Annotated in this window: 15 protein-coding genes; 12 read left to right on the top strand and 3 right to left on the bottom strand. The window is 49.7% G+C overall.

From position 1 onward, the window contains the following. Nucleotide 1 precedes the first annotated feature (1 nt). The 10 genes from hsdR (at nt 2) to AAZT04_RS14735 (ending at nt 13180) form a co-directional block, all read left to right on the top strand. The gene (gene hsdR, locus AAZT04_RS14780) at nt 2–2392 is read left to right on the top strand and encodes an EcoAI/FtnUII family type I restriction enzme subunit R (protein WP_434680663.1); all 2391 of its coding nucleotides are present in this window, start codon (nt 2–4) and stop codon (nt 2390–2392) included. A 50-nt stretch (nt 2393–2442) separates the two neighbouring features. After that, on the top strand, nt 2443–3981 hold the full coding sequence (locus tag AAZT04_RS14775; protein WP_434680661.1) for an N-6 DNA methylase: 1539 nt from the start codon (nt 2443–2445) through the stop codon (nt 3979–3981). Continuing rightward, nucleotides 3978–5132 (top strand): restriction endonuclease subunit S, encoded by a 1155-nt coding sequence (locus AAZT04_RS14770; RefSeq protein ID WP_434680659.1) that lies wholly within the window; start codon nt 3978–3980, stop codon nt 5130–5132. The genes AAZT04_RS14775 and AAZT04_RS14770 overlap by 4 nt, the downstream gene beginning before the upstream one ends. Continuing rightward, nucleotides 5132–5929: a hypothetical protein gene (locus AAZT04_RS14765; protein ID WP_434680657.1), complete on the top strand. Its 798-nt coding sequence runs from the start codon at nt 5132–5134 to the stop codon at nt 5927–5929. The genes AAZT04_RS14770 and AAZT04_RS14765 overlap by 1 nt, the downstream gene beginning before the upstream one ends. Beyond that, nucleotides 5926–6192 (top strand): hypothetical protein, encoded by a 267-nt coding sequence (locus tag AAZT04_RS14760; RefSeq protein WP_434680655.1) that lies wholly within the window; start codon nt 5926–5928, stop codon nt 6190–6192. The genes AAZT04_RS14765 and AAZT04_RS14760 overlap by 4 nt, the downstream gene beginning before the upstream one ends. A 75-nt stretch (nt 6193–6267) precedes the next feature. Further along, nucleotides 6268–7452, top strand: a complete 1185-nt coding sequence (locus AAZT04_RS14755) for a DEAD/DEAH box helicase (protein WP_434680653.1) — start codon at nt 6268–6270, stop codon at nt 7450–7452. Further along, on the top strand, nt 7406–9166 hold the full coding sequence (locus AAZT04_RS14750; RefSeq protein WP_434680651.1) for a hypothetical protein: 1761 nt from the start codon (nt 7406–7408) through the stop codon (nt 9164–9166). Before AAZT04_RS14755 ends, AAZT04_RS14750 begins: the two co-directional genes overlap by 47 nt. Before the next feature lie 504 nt (nt 9167–9670). Further along, the gene (locus AAZT04_RS14745; protein WP_129983495.1) at nt 9671–11017 is read left to right on the top strand and encodes an MFS transporter; all 1347 of its coding nucleotides are present in this window, start codon (nt 9671–9673) and stop codon (nt 11015–11017) included. 41 nt (nt 11018–11058) lie between these two features. Next, entirely contained in the window at nt 11059–12195 is a 1137-nt protein-coding gene (locus tag AAZT04_RS14740; protein ID WP_434680649.1) for an FAD-dependent oxidoreductase, read from the top strand. 94 nt (nt 12196–12289) lie between these two features. Continuing rightward, the gene (locus AAZT04_RS14735; protein WP_020828134.1) at nt 12290–13180 is read left to right on the top strand and encodes an alpha/beta hydrolase; all 891 of its coding nucleotides are present in this window, start codon (nt 12290–12292) and stop codon (nt 13178–13180) included. Between the two features lie 93 nt (nt 13181–13273). On the opposite strand, the gene AAZT04_RS14730 is transcribed toward AAZT04_RS14735, so the two are convergent. Next, on the bottom strand, nt 13274–13648 hold the full coding sequence (locus AAZT04_RS14730; RefSeq protein WP_020828133.1) for a winged helix-turn-helix transcriptional regulator: 375 nt from the start codon (nt 13646–13648) through the stop codon (nt 13274–13276). Between the two features lie 124 nt (nt 13649–13772). Here AAZT04_RS14730 and AAZT04_RS14725 point away from each other — a divergent pair, with 124 nt between their 5' ends. After that, on the top strand, nt 13773–14606 hold the full coding sequence (locus AAZT04_RS14725; protein WP_434680647.1) for an enoyl-CoA hydratase/isomerase family protein: 834 nt from the start codon (nt 13773–13775) through the stop codon (nt 14604–14606). Nucleotides 14607–14686: 80 nt separating this feature from the next. On the opposite strand, the gene AAZT04_RS14720 is transcribed toward AAZT04_RS14725, so the two are convergent. After that, a complete protein-coding gene (locus AAZT04_RS14720) occupies nt 14687–16468 on the bottom strand; it encodes an ATP-binding protein (protein ID WP_434680645.1) in 1782 nt (593 codons plus the stop codon). Then, nucleotides 16465–17097 (bottom strand): response regulator transcription factor, encoded by a 633-nt coding sequence (locus AAZT04_RS14715; protein ID WP_129983491.1) that lies wholly within the window; start codon nt 17095–17097, stop codon nt 16465–16467. Before AAZT04_RS14715 ends, AAZT04_RS14720 begins: the two co-directional genes overlap by 4 nt. Nucleotides 17098–17275: 178 nt before the next feature. Here AAZT04_RS14715 and AAZT04_RS14710 point away from each other — a divergent pair, with 178 nt between their 5' ends. Continuing rightward, nucleotides 17276–17590, top strand: coding sequence for a lipoprotein (locus AAZT04_RS14710; protein ID WP_041414827.1), 315 nt, complete (start codon nt 17276–17278; stop codon nt 17588–17590). Nucleotides 17591–17743 lie beyond the last annotated feature (153 nt).

Raw genomic sequence — 17743 nt, 5'->3', positions numbered from 1 at the left:
CATGGGCTTAAACGAAGCGGATACTTGCCGAGTCTATGTGACGCCAAAACTTAAAGATTCTGGTTGGGAAGACAATCCTAGCGCAGTAACTGAACAGTACACATTTACCGATGGTCGCGTTCAGTTCAAGGGCAACAAAGTTAAGCGTGGAGAGCAAAAACGAGCTGATTATTTACTTAAGTACACTCGCGATTTTCCTATAGCCGTAGTTGAGGCTAAACCTGAAAACAGCCCTGTAGGCCAAGGGATGCAACAGGCAAAAAATTACGCAGAAATCTTAGGACTAAAATTTGCTTACTCAACCAATGGTCATGAGATCTTAGAGTTTGACTACACCACCGGTGAAGAGCAGTTATTGTCGAGCTTTCCAACTCCTGATGAGTTATTCAAGCGGCTTTGTGGCGATGAATGCTTAAAGGACGAAGATATTGATACCTTGCTGTCCCCTTACCACCATGTTTCGGGTTACTCTCCGCGTTACTACCAACAAATTGCCATAAACCGCGCAGTACAGTCTGTACTTCAAGGTAAAAAACGATCATTAATCACGATGGCAACGGGTACAGGTAAGACAGTCGTTGCTTTTCAGATTAGTTGGAAGCTGTGGAGTGCCCGTTGGAATCGCACGGGAGACTACAGAAAGCCTCGCATTCTATTTCTGGCAGATAGAAATGTGTTGGTCGATGATCCAAAGGATAAAACATTTACCCCGTTTGGTGATGCAAGGCACAAAATTGAAGGTGGCAAAGTCGTTAAAAGTCGTGAAATTTATTTTGCGATCTATCAATCCATTGCCAGTGATGAGCGTCGTCCAGGCTTGTACAAAGAATTTCCGCAAGACTTCTTTGATCTAATCATCATTGATGAATGCCACAGAGGCAGTGCTCGCGACAGCAGTAACTGGCGCGAAATTCTAGAGTACTTTGAGGCAGCCTTCCAAATTGGTATGACTGCAACTCCGCTGCGTGAAGATAACCGCGATACTTATCGTTATTTTGGCAATCCAATCTACACCTACAGTTTGCGGCAAGGTATTGATGATGGTTTTCTTGCACCATACCGCGTACATCGAGTCATTTCGGAAGTCGATGCAGCAGGTTGGCGACCAAGCAAAGGCGATGTAGACCGCTTTGGACGAGAAATCCCAGATAATGAATACCAAACCAAGGACTTTGAACGGGTTATAGCGTTAAAGGCTCGAACAGATGCGTTTGCTAAGCATCTCACCGACTTCATGAAGCGAACCGATCGTTTTGCAAAAACGATCGTGTTTTGTGTCGACCAAGAACATGCCGATGAAATGCGACGGGCGCTGAATAACTTGAATTCTGACCTTGTACGCAAGCATCCAGATTACGTTGCACGAGTGACATCAGAAGAAGGGAAAATTGGCAAAGGGCACCTCAGCCGTTTTCAAGAGCTGGAAACGAGTTCACCTGTGATACTGACCACTTCACAGCTATTAACAACAGGAGTCGATGCGCCAACCTGTAAAAATGTTGTTCTTGCGCGTGTTGTGAACTCAATGAGTGAGTTCAAGCAAATTGTTGGCCGTGGTACTCGCCTACGCGAAGATTACGGCAAGCTGTGGTTCAACATCATTGATTATACCGGCTCCGCTACACAAAATTTTGCTGATCCAGACTTTGACGGTTACCCAGAGATTGAAGATGAAGTGGTGATTGATGAAGACGGTGAAGAAGTAGTTGATGACACTTTAACACCAGAGAGTGAAGAGTTAGAGGTTGCTGAAGAGACGGGCGAATACGAAGTGAATACTGAAGGTGAAGGCGCTGATGATGAAGAGGAGCACGAACCGAGAAAGTACTACGTAGATGGTGGCAGCGTTAAAATTACGTCTCATTTGGTCTATGAGCTAGACGAAGACGGTAAACAGCTTCGCGTCATCCAATATACCGACTACACCGCAGAAAAGGTAAAGACCCTCTTTTCCTCACTGGACGAACTAAAAGATAGCTGGGCTAATCCGTTAAAGAGAGAAGAGATCATTCTCGAATTACAAGAACGAGGGATCCAGTTTGAGGATTTGGTCGCAGAGTCGGGTAAAACCGATGCAGATCCATTGGATTTACTTTGCCATATTGCATTCAACGTACCGCTGCGAACCAGAAAAGAGCGCGCTGAGTACTTGAAGAAAAACAAACCGGACTTTTTTGATCAATACGGCCCAGAGGCCCGCGCGATCTTAACGTCTTTACTGGATAAATATACCGACCACGGCCCCAAGCAATTCAGTATTCCGGATTCGCTACAGGTACCGCCTATTTCTGAATATGGCAATGTGATGGAAATAGCCAATCTCTTTGGCGGTGCATTGCAAATGAAAACCGCCGTGGACCAATTACAAACGCTGCTCTATAGCCAGCAATAACAGAAGTGACGATACGATTTATGGTACGAACAAAGAAAGCAGATCAGCCGATGACCACCGCCCAACAATTAGGTGCGATTGTTAAATCGTCTCGGCAAATAATGCGTAAAGATAAAGGCTTAAATGGCGATCTCGATCGCCTGCCAATGCTCACTTGGATCATGTTTTTGAAGTTTCTCGACGACTTAGAACAAATGCGAGAAACCGAAGCCGTGCTAGAAGGAAAAAGCTTTCAGCCAGCAATTGAGGCGCCATACCGCTGGCGAGACTGGGCAGCAATTGAAGGTGGTATCACCGGCGACGAGCTGATTGCCTTTATTAACAATGATGAAGCAATGCGACCTGATGGTACCCGTGGCATAGGTTTGTTTGCCTACTTGCGTAGCCTGCAAGGTGACAACGGTGGTGATCGCAGAGATGTGATTGCGACCGTGTTTAAAGGTATGCAAAACCGCATGATCAACGGATATTTGTTACGTGATGTCGTCGACAAAATAAACGGCATTCATTTCAATTCATCTGAAGAGATGCACACCTTAAGCCGCTTATACGAAACCATGCTGCGTGAAATGCGTGATGCCGCTGGTGACTCCGGCGAGTTTTATACTCCGCGTCCAGTGGTTCGCTTTATGGTTGAGGTTATGGACCCGCAGTTGGGTGAGTCTGTATTGGACCCAGCCTGCGGCACGGGTGGTTTTTTGGTTGAAGCGTTCGAACACCTAGAACGCCAGTGTAAAACGGTTGAAGACCGAGAAGTACTGCAAGAAAGCAGTATCTTTGGCGGTGAGGCCAAATCGTTGCCTTACCTTTTGGTACAAATGAACCTGTTATTGCATGGTTTGGAGTATCCAAGAATTGACCCAGAAAATAGCCTGCGTTTTCCACTACGAGAGATGGGCGACAAAGATCGTGTCGATGTGATCTTAACCAACCCACCTTTTGGAGGTGAGGAAGAGAAAGGCATTCTTGGTAACTTCCCAGAAGACATGCAAACCGCCGAAACCGCAATGCTGTTCCTTCAGTTGATCATGCGTAAACTCAAGCGCCCTGGTCATGGTGCTGACAATGGTGGCCGCGCCGCGGTTGTTGTACCAAATGGCACGTTATTCAGTGATGGTATCAGCGCACGCATTAAAGAAGAGCTGTTAAAGAACTTTAATCTGCATACCATTGTTCGTTTGCCGGAAGGTGTATTCGCGCCTTATACCGATATTGCAGGCAACTTAGTCTTCTTCGATCGTTCTGGCCCAACAGACGATATTTGGTATTACCAAATATCGACACCAGAAGGCAGAAAAAAATATACCAAGACTAAACCAATGGAGTATTTCGAATTTGAAGACTGCTTACAGTGGTGGGCTAGCCGTGTGGAAAATGCCCAAGCTTGGTCAGTGAAAGCACAAGACGTTATCCAGTATGACGATAGCGGCAAGTTGGTTTCAGTTAACTTAGATATTAAGAACCCAAATAGTCTTGAAGCAATGCAGCACAAAGCGCCTAGTGAGTTGATAGATAAAATGCTGACAACCGAGCAGAGAATTACTCAGTTGATGGAGGAGATAAAGTCTTCTTTGGGAGAGAAACTGTGAAATTTGGTTGGGACTGTGTGCCGATAGGTAGTATCGCTGAACGCATTGATAGACCTGAACCGCCAATAGCAGGTCAAAGCTATAGGCAGATTGGTGTTCGTCTTTGGGGTGAAGGTGCTTATGAGCGTGAAACCATCGACGGTGGTGATACGAAATATAAATTCCTAAATAAGGTGGAATCGGGCGATATCATCGTAAATAAAATTTGGGCAAGAAATGGTAGTGTCAGTCTCGTTACCCCTGAGCTTGCAGGTTGCTATTGCTCTGGTGAGTTTCCCCTTTTTCTACCTAATAAAGAAAAGATAAATCCGAAATGGTTTTTTTGGATAACTAAGACTCGTTGGTTTTGGAACTTATGTGACGAGAAATCTCGTGGTACCAGCGGAAAAAATAGGATTAAACCTGAGAAATTTCTCGATATTAATATTCCTTTGCCGCCTTTATCAGTTCAGGATGAAATTGTTAGCAAGATTGAAAACCTGTCTTTGAAATCAGGTTTAATCAGCGAGTTAAGAGAGTCCTTGTTAATAGATGCGCAAGCAATGCTGAGTAGTACCTTTCACAAATTAATTGAAGGCGCTGTATACAAGCCGATGTCGAAAGTGGCACCTCTTGAGCGCCGTAAAGTTGAAATCGACGTCAATGCGGAGTACCCAGAGCTTGGTGTGCGTTGTTTTGGTAACGGTACTTTCCACAAGCCAATTCTTGATGGAATGGACGTTGGCACCAAAAAGTTGTACCAAATGGTTTCCGGTGACTTGGTGTTCAGTAATGTTTTTGCTTGGGAAGGTGCGATTGCGGTTGTTAAGAAAGAAGATGAAGGCCGTGTCGGTTCGCATCGTTTTATAACATGTTTACCTAAATCAGGAGTGGTGACAGCCGATTTCCTTTGCTTTTATTTTCTGACGACCGAGGGGCTAGAGAAAATACAAGCAGCATCCCCTGGAGGTGCCGGAAGGAATAGAACTTTAGGACTTAAAAAGCTTGAAAATATCGAGGTTCCGGTACCCGATTACGATAAGCAGCTTCGGTTTAATCAACTGCAAAGTTATGTTGAAAAAATTAAACAAGCTCAATCAGAAAATGCAACTGAGCTAGAGGCCCTTATGCCTTCAATTTTAGATAAAGCCTTTAAGGGAGAATTGGTTTAATGTCTATGCCTGCACCGACGCTTGCTTATGATGCTGGCACCCAGCCCGTGATTGCTCATGGTTTGTCTTATCAGGATGACCACGTGAGCGAGATGCTAGCTGGCCCCGTAAAGCATATTTTGCTAGATACCGCAGGCAATGATGAGCTTCAGGAATTACTTGGCAGTGTCGTGAGCACGGAATTTGAGCAAGAGGGTTTACGTCAAGCGCTGATTGATGAAACCGTACCAGATAATTGGAGAGTGGGAGAGGCTGTTGCCGAAGCTTTTGTGGCAGATAAAGGCAATTGTATTTTTCCGTGGCCAACAGGACGTGATCTTAAAAACCCTAATGCAAGTCCGGCTGGTTGCGATTTGACTGGTTTTCAGCCTGTTAACGATGCTGAGCTTCCCTACCGTTTTGCATTTGGTGAAGTTAAAACGTCTGAAGAGAATAAAGCGCCGCCAAGCGTGATGACCAGCTTGGGAACCCAATTGTTTGGGCTACGAGATAATCGCCAAGTAAAAGATGCTCTCTTACGTTATTTAGGACTCCATGCGGTGCGAGCTCCGTGGGAACCAATGTTTAAAAGCGCTGCCAAACGCTATTTGAGCTCGAACACGACAGACGTTGCTGTTTATGGTGTTTTGGTGCGCGATATTGCCCCAAGCGCTTCTGATATTGCTGGCCGAGCAAAAGCACTGGCGGCCGATTGTCCAGTGCAAACTGATATTGAAATGTACGCTTTATACCTTCCCCTTAACATGATTGGTACGCTGTCTGCTCGTGCTCAAGCGGCTATGCAGGAGGCGTCATGACGCTTTCACAAGAGCACTTACTACAGGTAGATCAGCATTGGGCTGTTCAGTCCATTAGCGCTGAGCGGCGTGATACAGCGATGAAAATGGCTGAACGGCGCTTGGTTGATATGGCGCTGGGTAATATACTTGAACATGCGGCAACTGAGTTTGACAGTGACTTGTTAGAGCAAGTAGCAACGGCGTATGAGTTGGCCGCGATCGAAGGCATTGGCGCTTTGTTGCACCCTGTTGCCAATCAGGACAATAAAAATATTCGATAGCTTGCACAAGCTGGCGCGTTTCGAGCGTTCGGGCTTTATCGTGTATTACCCGTACCTGATGACAATGAGGAGCGCTTGTTTCATGTTTTGCATGTGTCGGGTTTGGCCTACTGCGCCGATCGCTGGACCGATTTACGTCGATGGTTTGAAGAGCAGAACAGTACAGTAGCAGTACCCAGTGTGGCAGGTGTTACTTGGGATAAGCGTTTGCTTTACCGAATTTTTGATTGTTGGTTGCGACTGCTTCGTAAAAACCGCTGGGATGATTTAGATCAGATTTCAGAGATTGTGCTTGGCTTACGAAACGATCAAGAAAACTACGAAAAAGCGTTACTAGAACAAACCCAAGGTGCAGAGGCGCAAAGCATCGCCATGCGTTTAGTGGCGCTTTATCATTGGGCCAAAGTAACAGAGCGTTTAGCTGTGTACATGCTGCAAGGCGAACCGGTAGCGATCGATGCGCAGTTAGATCAGCATTTTGAAGCGGCGCAAAAAGCGGCACAAGCCGCTAAAGACCCGCAGCTCGAAATGATTTTACGCTGGTTACATGTCGCAAGCCGAAAAATGGTCGCTGGCTCTTTATGGTGGGTGGCACATACGGTTAACTCCCGTGTGACACGCTTTGTTTCCCATGTGACTAAGCACAAGAGCTTATTTGAACTGTTACCGCCGCAACGAGCTGCACTGCAAGAGCAAGGTTTACTCGATCAAGCCAGCAGAGCGGTAATTGTTGATTTGCCTACATCCGGCGGTAAAACAGCGCTGGCACAGTTCCGCATGTTGCAAGCGCTGAATCAGTTTGATCAGGATGATGGTTGGGTGGCCTATGTTGCGCCAACTCGCGCTTTAGTTTCGCAAATTACCCGACGATTACGTGAAGATTTTGGCCCATTAGGTATTCAAGTTGAGCCGTTAACTGGCGCGATTGAAGTCGATGCTTTTGAAGAAGCGCTTTTGGGTGAAGCACGTGCTTTTCAGGTTTTGGTTGCAACACCTGAGAAACTTCAGTTGGTGATGAGAAACAAAAAAGTCGCGCGCCCATTGGCTCTGGTTGTGATGGATGAAGCTCACAATATTGAAGATGAGTCTCGTGGCTTACGTATTGAATTTCTGCTTGCAACGATTAAGCAAGAATCACCTCGGGCAAACTTCTTACTCTTGATGCCATTTGTTCCAAATGCTAACGATTTAGCTCAATGGCTCGCTGCTGATCGTGGCCGAAGTATCAGCTTGGGCACTTCTGCTTGGCAACCAAAATGAGAGAATTGTTGGTCTATTTGATATTCATAAAGGTGAAAAACGTGGTGATTGGAATTTAAGTTTTGAAACGTTGATGACCACTCAACGTACGATTCACCTTAAAGGAATCCACAATGTAGATGGTAACCGCCCTCTGCAAAAACTGACGTACTCTAGCGCTAAGGGGCTCGCAACACAGGCTGTTGCTATGGCTAAAGTGTTTTCTAAGCGCGGTACCAGTATTGCTGTAGCACAGACGATTCCTGATGCTTGGAGTATTGCTCGTAAAGTTGCTGCGGAGCTTGAACCTTTTGTGCAGGTGCACGAAGACATTAAACTGGTTCAACGTTTTCTTGCGGCTGAGATTAGTGAGGATTTTGAGCTAATTAATATGCTGTCAAAAGGTGTTGTTGTACATCATGCAGGTTTACCCGCTGAGGCGCTTTCATTAATCGAGTGGCTTACAGAAGCAGGCCATATTCGAGTGATGTGTGCAACGACAACCATTGCACAAGGGCTTAACTTCCCTGTTTCATCAGTTTTTCTTGCGACGAGAAAATTGCCTTACGGCAATGAAATGTCGCATCGGGCATTTTGGAACCTCGCTGGTCGAGCTGGGCGTATCGGCCATGATAGCGTAGGCGTAATCGGTATTGCAGCAGGTGCACAGCCGAATGAGATCCGGAAATATGTTAGTGATGCAACCGCATCGTTAGTTTCCCGATTGGAAGAGATGCTCGATGATCTTCAAGCTGCGGGGGAATTAGTAAACTTATCTTGGGTTATGCAGCAAGAACAATGGGCAGACTTCAGAAGCTATATTGCTCATTTATGGAATGAAAAACGTAACTTGGACGCTGTAATTGGTGAAGCAGAACAATTATTGCGAAATACCTACGGGTTTGGTTCTCTTCGCGCTAAAGCTGATAAAGCCTCGCAAGAGAAAGCTGATGCGCTTCTTGAAGCTACCAAAGGATATGTTAGAAAGTTAGCTGAGCATCCAGAAAATGCTTCTCTTGCAGATGTTACAGGCTTCTCTCCTGAGGGGGTTCGTTCAACTTTATTGGATTTGAATAACCTTGAAAACAAGTTAACGTTTGCAGATTGGGAGCCTTCGAGTCTATTTGGTGATAAATCGAAGTCTGTGCTGCCAAGCTTGATGGGGATTATGCTTAGGGTTCCGCAGTTACAAGAAAGTTTACGAGAGATCAGTAAAGGACAGGGGAATAGTCATCGGAAACTTGCTGATATTACCCAGGCTTGGGTAACAGGTAGCTCCATTGAATCTATAGCGAAGACTTACTTTGAAGGTGATAGCCTTACAGATCAAATATCTAAAGCTTGCAGAGCGGTTTATAGAGATTTGGCCAATAATGGAGCTTGGGGGTTGTCGGCATTAAGCAAAATGCCAACTTCAGGGCTTGATTTTGAAGCCATGACAGACGAAGAAAAGCGCAGATTAAATAACCTCCCAGCGATGCTTTACCATGGTGTGAAAACCGAAGAAGGCGTGTTGATGCGCATGAACAGCGTTCCGCGCAGTATTGCTGAACGCGCCGGTGAAGACTTTAGGGCTCGAACTGCAGCTAGTGCGGAAAATACTCTGTCACCTCGAAAAGCCAGCGAATATCTGAAGTCTTTGAAACCGGACGATTGGGCGCGTTTGAAACCTGATAATTCCTCGCTGTCCGGCGAAGACTATTTGAAAGTATGGAAGCGGCTTTCGGGAGGTTAAAATCTCTCAAGGGATGGTGTTTTTCATGGTATATAAATTATTGTAATTTATATCGATATGATTATATTGACTTTTGTTTTTCTATTGATAATAGAGTGGGAATGATGAACCGCTAATCACTGACTATCAGTGATGATTTTAAAACCCCCGTTGCGGCTAGGCTGTGCGGGGGTTTTCTTTTTTCCGACGCCCACGAAATATTCCCTTTGCGCGCCTCCTTGTATTCATTTTGGTTATACCAAAGATCCCTTTTTTGATTATTCCCTGATATCAGCACAGCCCTATACTCGATCAATCCCTGCTCTCTGGAAAACCTGCTCCTGCAGCGCTACCCAGTAAAACACCAGGGTATGCATAAGCTTCGGAACTGGCAGAGGGTAAATTATTACTAATCAGTATGTTGGTGCCATTTCATTCACCGGTTAATCCCGGGCCTTCCTGCCGGTGGTGGCGTGCTTTTCATGATGCAAGGTAATACAAAAACAAGAAAAGAGGATTTTTGCCATGAACAAACAATCCATCACCGACATTATCGATCAAAGCCCGCTTGGCGGTTTGCAGATAATGACGCTGCTCTTGTGTTTTATTGTATTGATGATTAATGGTCTGGATGCCAGCGCGATGGGTTATATCGCCCCTGAATTGGCTCAAGAATGGGGGATTGATCGCGCCGAGTTGGGCCCGGCTTTCGCGGCAGGTCTGTTCGGCATGTTACTCGGCAGTTTCATTTGTGGCCCCGCGGCGGACCGTTATGGGCGCAAAACGGTGTTGCTGATCTGCTCGGTTATCGTCGCTTTAGGCACCCTGGGTTATGCCTTTTCCTCATCGATTAGCGTGCTTGTGGCACTGCGGTTGCTGACTGGCATGGGACTAGGCGGCGTATTGCCCGGTTGCATTACTCTGGTGTCAGAGTATTCGCCCATTCGCTGGCGCATGTTGCTGGTCACCTTGAGCTTTTCCGGTTTTACCTTGGGTATGGCGCTCGGCGGCTGGGTGGCCGACTTGCTGCTGCCGGTGCTGGGCTGGAGAGGCCTGCTCTTTGTGGGCAGTATCGCTCCTTTGGTGATGCTGCCAGTGCTGTATTTCATGCTCCCTGAGTCGATCTGTTTCCTGGCCAACAGGCCGCAACAGAGAGCTAAATTACTGCGGATCGTCGAGCGGATTGGCGGCCATAGGAAGTGGCAGGACGTAATCTTTACCGACGGTATGGACAGAAAGCCCGGCGAAAAAAACCTGCAGCTGTCTCCCGTGGCGGCGCTATTTTCTGAAGGGCGAACCGAGCGTACGCTGCTACTCTGGCTGACCTTTTTCTGCTGCTTATTCTCGTTCTACCTGTTGAGCAATTGGCTACCCACGGTATTGCGCAGCAGCGGGTTTGACGCTCGGATGGCCTTATATGTTGCCGCAATGCTGCCGCTGGGGGGCATGATCGGTGGCATCATCACAGCACTTCTCATCGATCGAATCGGTATCGCCAAAATACTTCCTCCTTTAGCCTTATTGGCCTCGGTCGCGCTGCTGGTTACCGGCAGCCAGCTCGGCAGTTCTACCCATTTATTGGTTTGCGTTTTTTTCGTGGGTTTTACCCTCACGGGAGCATTGAACAACATCAGTATTTTGAGCGCTGGCCTTTATCCCACCACGGCACGTGCGACCGGAGTGTCATGGGGGATCGGCGTGGGTCATGTGGGTTCCATCACGGGGGCTTATCTTGGCTCTTGGCTGTATACCGTGGTTGGTGATTTGCAGAATTTTTTCTACTGGATGGCGATTCCCGCATTAATTGCCGCTTTGGCGTTGTTCTGCATGACCAGGAGAAAGGATCTGTTTGCGGTACAGGCGGGTTCTTAACGACGGGTACGATCAAAAACAAACGGGGCTGAGGAGAGGGTATGAAGCAACTGCATGCAGAAATTGCTGGGGCAGGTATCGCCGGGCTTACGGCGGCGGCGGCGCTGGCTCAGCGTGGCTGGAGCGTGAGAGTGCATGAGCGTTCGGCAAACCTGCGCACCTTTGGTGCGGGCATCTATATCTGGAGTAATGGGCTGCGTGTGCTCGAGGCGATTGGAGCCTATGACGAAGCTATGGTGGGGGCACACGAAGGGGCCGTATTCCAGACTCGGGATCACGGCAACGCAACGATGGAGGATATACCGATCAACAGCAGTGGTGCCCCACGTCTGGTTACCATCCTGCGCGAGCGGCTGCTGCTGTCTTTGCTCAATGCGGCTCGCCGCGCCGGTGCTGAAATTGTCAGCGATTCCGAGGCGGTGGGGGCGACACCGGATGGAAAGCTGCTGATGGCGGACAAGCGAACGCTGTCAGCCGATTTGGTGATCGGCGCTGACGGTATCAACTCGCGGGTGAGAGAGTCTCTGGACCTGCTGATGTACCGCAAGCCGCTGTACTATGGCGCGGTCAGAATGATGTTGAAGCGTGATGACGATGACGTACCGCCTGCAGATCGTTCGAACTACATTGAGTACTTTTCAGGCACGAGGCGGATCCTTTATACGCCCGCCAGCGCGACCGATCTTTATGTTGCACTGTGCTGCGCTGAGGACGATGTGGGTGCCTATCAGCTTCCGATTGCCCCGGCACTTTGGCGCAAATCCTTCCCACACCTTTCCGGCCTGATCGCACGTTTTGGCGAGGCCGGCCGCTGGGATGCGTTTGAGGTGCTGAAGCTCAAGGCCTGGAGCAAAGGGCAGGTGGCGATCCTCGGCGATGCAGCCCATGCGATGCCGCCTTACCTCGGCCAAGGGGGCGGTTGCGCACTGATGAATGCTCTTGGATTGGCGGTCAGTCTGGAAAATAACCGGGATATTCCGGCGGCGCTGGCAGCCTGGGAAGCGCAGGAAAGGCCGTTGACCGAACATACCCAAGATACGGCGGAACGCATGGGGCATATGAACCTGTGGCCAGACGACGTTCGATCGGCCGTTTTGCGTATCACCGGACGCTGCGAGCAGATCGGCGCAGAGCGTATGAAAACGGCATTAAGCCTGCCGACGGGCACTTTGGCCTGATCATTGCTCCGGCCCGAGAAACGGGGCCGGGACTAACCACTTTTTTTGTCCGCAGCCGCTGGGATATGGCGGTATTCATCAGGGAGGTTGAAAAATGACGCTTTTGGCAGACGAAGTGTTTATGGATCCGGCACGCCTCAATGAGGATTACGATGCACGCGCTACGGTAGGTGTCGATGGCTTTGCCAAAGAAATGGCGCGTTATCGCTCGCAGTCTGAAAAGATGAAACTGGCTTATGGCCTCCATTTTGATATCACCTATTGCCAGAAAAGTGGTCAGGCTCTGGATATTTATGGGCCAACGGTGAATGGAAACGGGCCGCTGCTGCCCGTTTTTCTTTTTATTCACGGGGGATACTGGCGAGCGCTGTCGAAAGAAGATTCCGCGATGATGGCGGGCACATTAGCGGCAAATGGCATTGCCACGGTGGTTATAGATTATCCACTCGCGCCGGCAGCCGGCATCGGTGACATCGTCCATGCCGTACGCAGTGCCGTGGCGTTCATTTGGCGGCGGGGACATGAGTTTGGGCTGGATCCGCAACGGATCTCGCTGGGTGGCAGTTCTGCTGGTGGCCATTTGCTTGCAACACTATTAGCACCAGGCTGGCATGTAGCTTTTGGCGTGCCGACCGATGTGGTGAAGTTTGCTTTTCCCATCAGCGGGCTTTTTGAACTCGCACCTTTGATGAAGACGCCCGTGCAGGCATGGCTGGCACTCTCCGACACCAGCGTGGCCGATTACAGCCCGATGCGTCACATCCCTGCGCCGGGGTGCCCCATCACCGTTGCCTGGGCTGAAGGCGATCCGCCCGGCTTCAAGCGGCAGTCCGAAGCCTTTGCCTCTTTGTATAAAGCGGCCGGTGCGGAAACGGATCTGCTCGAGGTGCCCCATTGCAACCATTTCGATGTGCTGATGGAGTGGGCTGACCCGACTTCTCTGCTTTCCAGGACGCTGATCTCGGGAATATTCCGCAACCTCTGATCGCCTCCCTCTCATTTCTAGAGTTTCGGTTATCGCCGGGTGATTACTGGATGTACGCGGCCATTCATCGCAAGGAAAAGTGAGGCAGGAGCCTCACTGTTCAAGCTGCTGGTTTTGCTCATCATATCTGCGCCGGCAGTCCTGAATAGCCTCCATATTCCCCATAGTCCACTCAAACAGAATAGAGAACGGCCCTTGCAATGACTGGCCGAGCGGCGTCAGCGAATACTCGACGCCGAGCACCCGCCCATCCAAAACCTTGCGGTTCACCATGCCGTTACGCTCCAGCTTGCGCAGCGTCTGGGTGAGCACACGTTGAGTGACGCCATCAAGGCGACGCTTGATCGCATTGAAGCGCCTCGGCTCACGCAGCACCTCCAGCACCATCATTGACCATTTGTCCGCGATCTGGTCGAGAATGATTCGGCTCGGGCAGTCAGCGCGGTAGACAGTTTCATTCGTCTCCATCGGTATCCTCCAGCATCCCTGGGATGCTTCAAGTGCGTAATTGACGCCAGGTATGCAAAGTATACCATTCGATCAGCGGCGCGAAAGTCCAGCGCCGATACGCCTGACAAACAAGGACATCGACATGAAAGATACCGATTTCAGCAAACTCAGCTTGTCTCACGCAAAGGGGGTCTTGACGATCACCCTCAATAATCCGCCGGTCAACGTGCTTGATGTGGCTTTGATGTCGGAAATCAGCCGCTTACTGCGTGCCTTGCGTGGCGACCCGGATACTCGCGTGCTGGTTTTCCAGAGTGCGGATCCGGAGTTCTTCATTGCTCATGTCGACATGACCTTAATCGATGAACCGCATGCTTTCGATGAGCTGGCGCGTAATGCGCCGGAAGGGCTCAACCCGTTCCAGGCATTCGGTGAGTTGCTGCGCAGCCAGCCCCAGGTGACTATCGTTAAGCTTGCCGGGTTGGCGCGTGGGGGCGGCGCAGAATTCGTTGCGGCGGCCGACATGGCTTTTGCCGCCGAAGGGCGGGCAGGACTGGCCCAATGCGAAGCCTTGATGGGCATTACGCCCGGTGGCGGCGCGACGCAATACCTGACGAACCGCATGACGCGTGGTCGCGCGCTTGAAGTGATCCTGGGAGCCGATCTTATCGACGCGGCGACCGCAGAGCGCTATGGCTGGATTAACCGCGCCTTGCCCGCATCCGAACTCGACGACTTTGTCGAACGCCTGGCGCACAACATTGCGGCACTGCCCGAAGGGGTTATCGCGGCGGCCAAGCAGGCGATGCCGGCGGCAGATCTGCGGGAAGGTTTTTATCGTGAGCATGAGGCCTGGGCGGGGCTTTTTGAACGCCCTGCAGCGGAGAGACGCATTCGGGGCGGACTGAAGGCGGGCGCCCAAACCAAGGTAGGTGAGCGCAACCTCGAAGGCCTGCTGCGCAATCTTGGTGCCTAAGCGGCAGCCTCAGCCGCAATCTTGCCGATGCCGGAAATGCAACGTCGGCAGGGTACAGCCCCGAACAGGCCTGGCGCCGGCTAGCAGGATGACCACTGCGACAGCAAGGCATGCAGCTTCGCGGGTTCCAGCGGCTTTCTTAATACCAGATAACCTTCCTGTTCGGCCTCTTGCAAAATGGGGGAGTTAAATTCCCCGCTGACCATGGCGCCGCTGGTGTTCGGCAGGCGTTCGAACAGCGCTTTCAATATATCGAAGCCGCTTTCACCGGAGCGGAGCCGTTGATCGCAAAGCACGGCGAAGGGGGTGAAGCCTGCGTCGATAATCGCAAAAGCCTCCTCGGCGGAAGCGGCGCAGCGCACCGTGATCCCCCAGGTACTCATCAAACTCGACCAGGCGGAGGTGACCAGCGGATCATCATCCACCACCAGGCAGGCGCCGCTCAATGACTCATAGCGGGTAGGGATCTGGCTGTGGGTATAGGCGTTGAGGTTTTCTGGCGCTTTGACTTCGCCGGTATAGAGGGCAAAGCGCATCCAGAAATGCGATCCCTTGCCCTCCACGGAGCGCATGCCGTATTTCACCTTCATCAATTTGGCGCAGCGGGCCACTACCGCAAGGCCTAACCCATGACCGGCGCTATCGATTTTCCACGCCAGTTCGGGGCGATAGTAGGGGGAGAAGATTTTGCCTTTCTCTTCGTCGGCGATGCCCACGCCGGTGTCCCAGACTTCGATCAGGCATTCTCCCTTTTGTGGGCGGATGGCAATCAATACGCCGCCTTTCTGGGTGTAGCGCAGCGCATTTTGTATCAGGTTAATCAGTGATTGTCGGATGAGCAATTGATCGCCCATCAGGGCAATGCGTCGCTTGGGGCGCCATGTCCGCAGGGATAATCCCCGGCTGTTCGCTTCTTCACGGAACAGGGTAATCACCGAGTCAAGCAGGGTTCCAATATCGACATAGGTGGTCGCCGTACTGACGTTGCCGGACTCAATCTTGCTGAGATCGAGCAAAGAATTGAACATCAGGTGCACGGAGCGCACGCTCTGCTGCAGATCCAACAGCTGGGGGGTTAAAGAGGCATCGCGATTTTTATGGATGATGGCCTCGATCAGGAAACCCATGGCATGTACCGGTTGGCGCAAGTCGTGACTGGCGGTGGTCAGAAACTGGTTTTTATCGAGCAGGGCTTGTTCCGCCTCCTCTTTGGCCTGGCGGAATTGCTCCGCAAGGCGAGAGCTCTTCTCTTCGAGACGGGCTTGCTGAATAAAAAACTGATGAGAACTCAATGCGTGGCGGTAGATGGCGAACCCGTAAAGCAGGTTGAGCATCAACACAATGAGCATGACGTCGTTTAAACGCCAAATGATGCCAACGTTAAGCATGCCCCAGCAGGCAAAGAAAAACAGGGTAAAGGTACTGATGATGGGCGTCAAATGGGTCGCGTTCGCCGCGACGATGGCCGCGATGCTGATATTTAATAACAGGAAAAAATCGAAATTATTTATTTGTGGGGTTATTAAATATAATGAGGATATACCTATCCCATGTACGAAGGCGACTTTGTTGATATGTGGGAGCCAGCGGTTAAGAATAACGCCCGCATCCTCTTTCTCCGCTTCGCGTTGATATCTTTGGTGCCATAATCGGATAGCCAAAGCGCAGAATAAATACACTATTATCCAGCTGATTATCGGCCACAGCGGTTCACCCAGTAAATAAATCCAAATAGCAAAGGGGATGCCGACGCAGGGCACAGCACTGAAACTAAAGACCAATCGAATAAACGTATTGTTCAATAATCGGATTTGCGCGTGCGACGAAATGCCATCATCTTGTAAAGATTGAAGTAGTTTCATTCGGACGGCCCCTGCCTGCCATGCAGTAACGTAATAGCTTCTACCCGACTGTTTACGCCTATTTTTTTAAGGATATTGCTGATGTGCTCTTTAACCGTAGGTTCGGAAATAGCAAGCTGAGAGGCTATTCTCTTATTGGGAAAACCGCGCATCATCATGGTCAAAACGTCAATTTGTCGCGGCGTTAAATTGAAGTTTTGAAGATGGTTTTTGGCACTGGAAGCCTCCAATAGATTATCCATAGGAAACCAGCTTTGATTTTCTAACAGCGCAGCAACGGCTTTGGCGAATAATTCTGGCGGCTCATTTTTGAGCACGAAACCATGGCCTCCGGCATCACGTACCTTTTGGCCTATTTCATTATTTTCATCGCCGCTGACCACTAATAATCTTACCTGTGGGTAAAGCTGCCTGATCTCTTTGAGTAATTTTAATGCCGTGCCGTCGGATAACCAAAAGTCGATGACGATTAAACGCGGGGCGCCATTTTCCAGAATATGTCGATAACAACTCTCCTCGTTTGTCATCACGTAGGCGTGTTTAAATCGACAGTGCGTATTCAGGAAATTGGCGATGCCACTTGCCACCAACGGATGGTCATCAACGACCAACGCATAATCCTGCCCCAAGGGTATCTCCTTTTGCTAAAACCTATCAGATTGGTCTGACGACTTGTTATTTTCTACCCTCCCTACTTTAGGAGGGTTTTTTCGGTTAGGAAAGGGAAATATATTATTCAGGGATTTTGATAAGGTAAAACATAAAGCCATTCAGCATTTGGAACTGTTTGGTTACAAAGGACAATTTATGAGAAAACCACTTATCGCATTAACCGTTACGCTTCTGGTAGCTGGCTGTTCCACATTGAAAACCGATCAGGCAATACCGTTGCTGCAGGCGGAAACGGCCAAAATGCTGGGCCTGGGTTCATCGGATGAAATTACCGTCACCAATGTTAATGGTGCCCAACCCGACGCCCTTGGCGGGCAAAAACTTTCTTACCGTGCCACTACGGAGAAAGGACGAATCTTTGACTGTTCCTCGATGATGATGCCGGGTATTTTAGGTTCAGCCCCGTCGTTAAGCACACCAAGCTGTACCCCGGTCGTTACGCATAAATAATTCACCTGACGCGTTTAGCGAGGGTGGATGATCAATACCGATCCGCAGTCCCCATAATTTTGGCATCGAGACGTTAGCGCTGGGGGGCAATAAGCTAGTGTCTCGATGACAAATCAGCCTGTGTTCTCGCAAAACGCGCCGCGCATCCTCTAA

This window comes from Serratia sp. Je.1.23.a, from assembly GCF_051129805.1.
GTDB classification, from domain to species: domain Bacteria; phylum Pseudomonadota; class Gammaproteobacteria; order Enterobacterales; family Enterobacteriaceae; genus Serratia; species Serratia liquefaciens.
The sequence above is the reverse complement of the archived record's forward strand: the minus strand, read 5'-3'. Positions and strand labels throughout refer to the sequence as shown.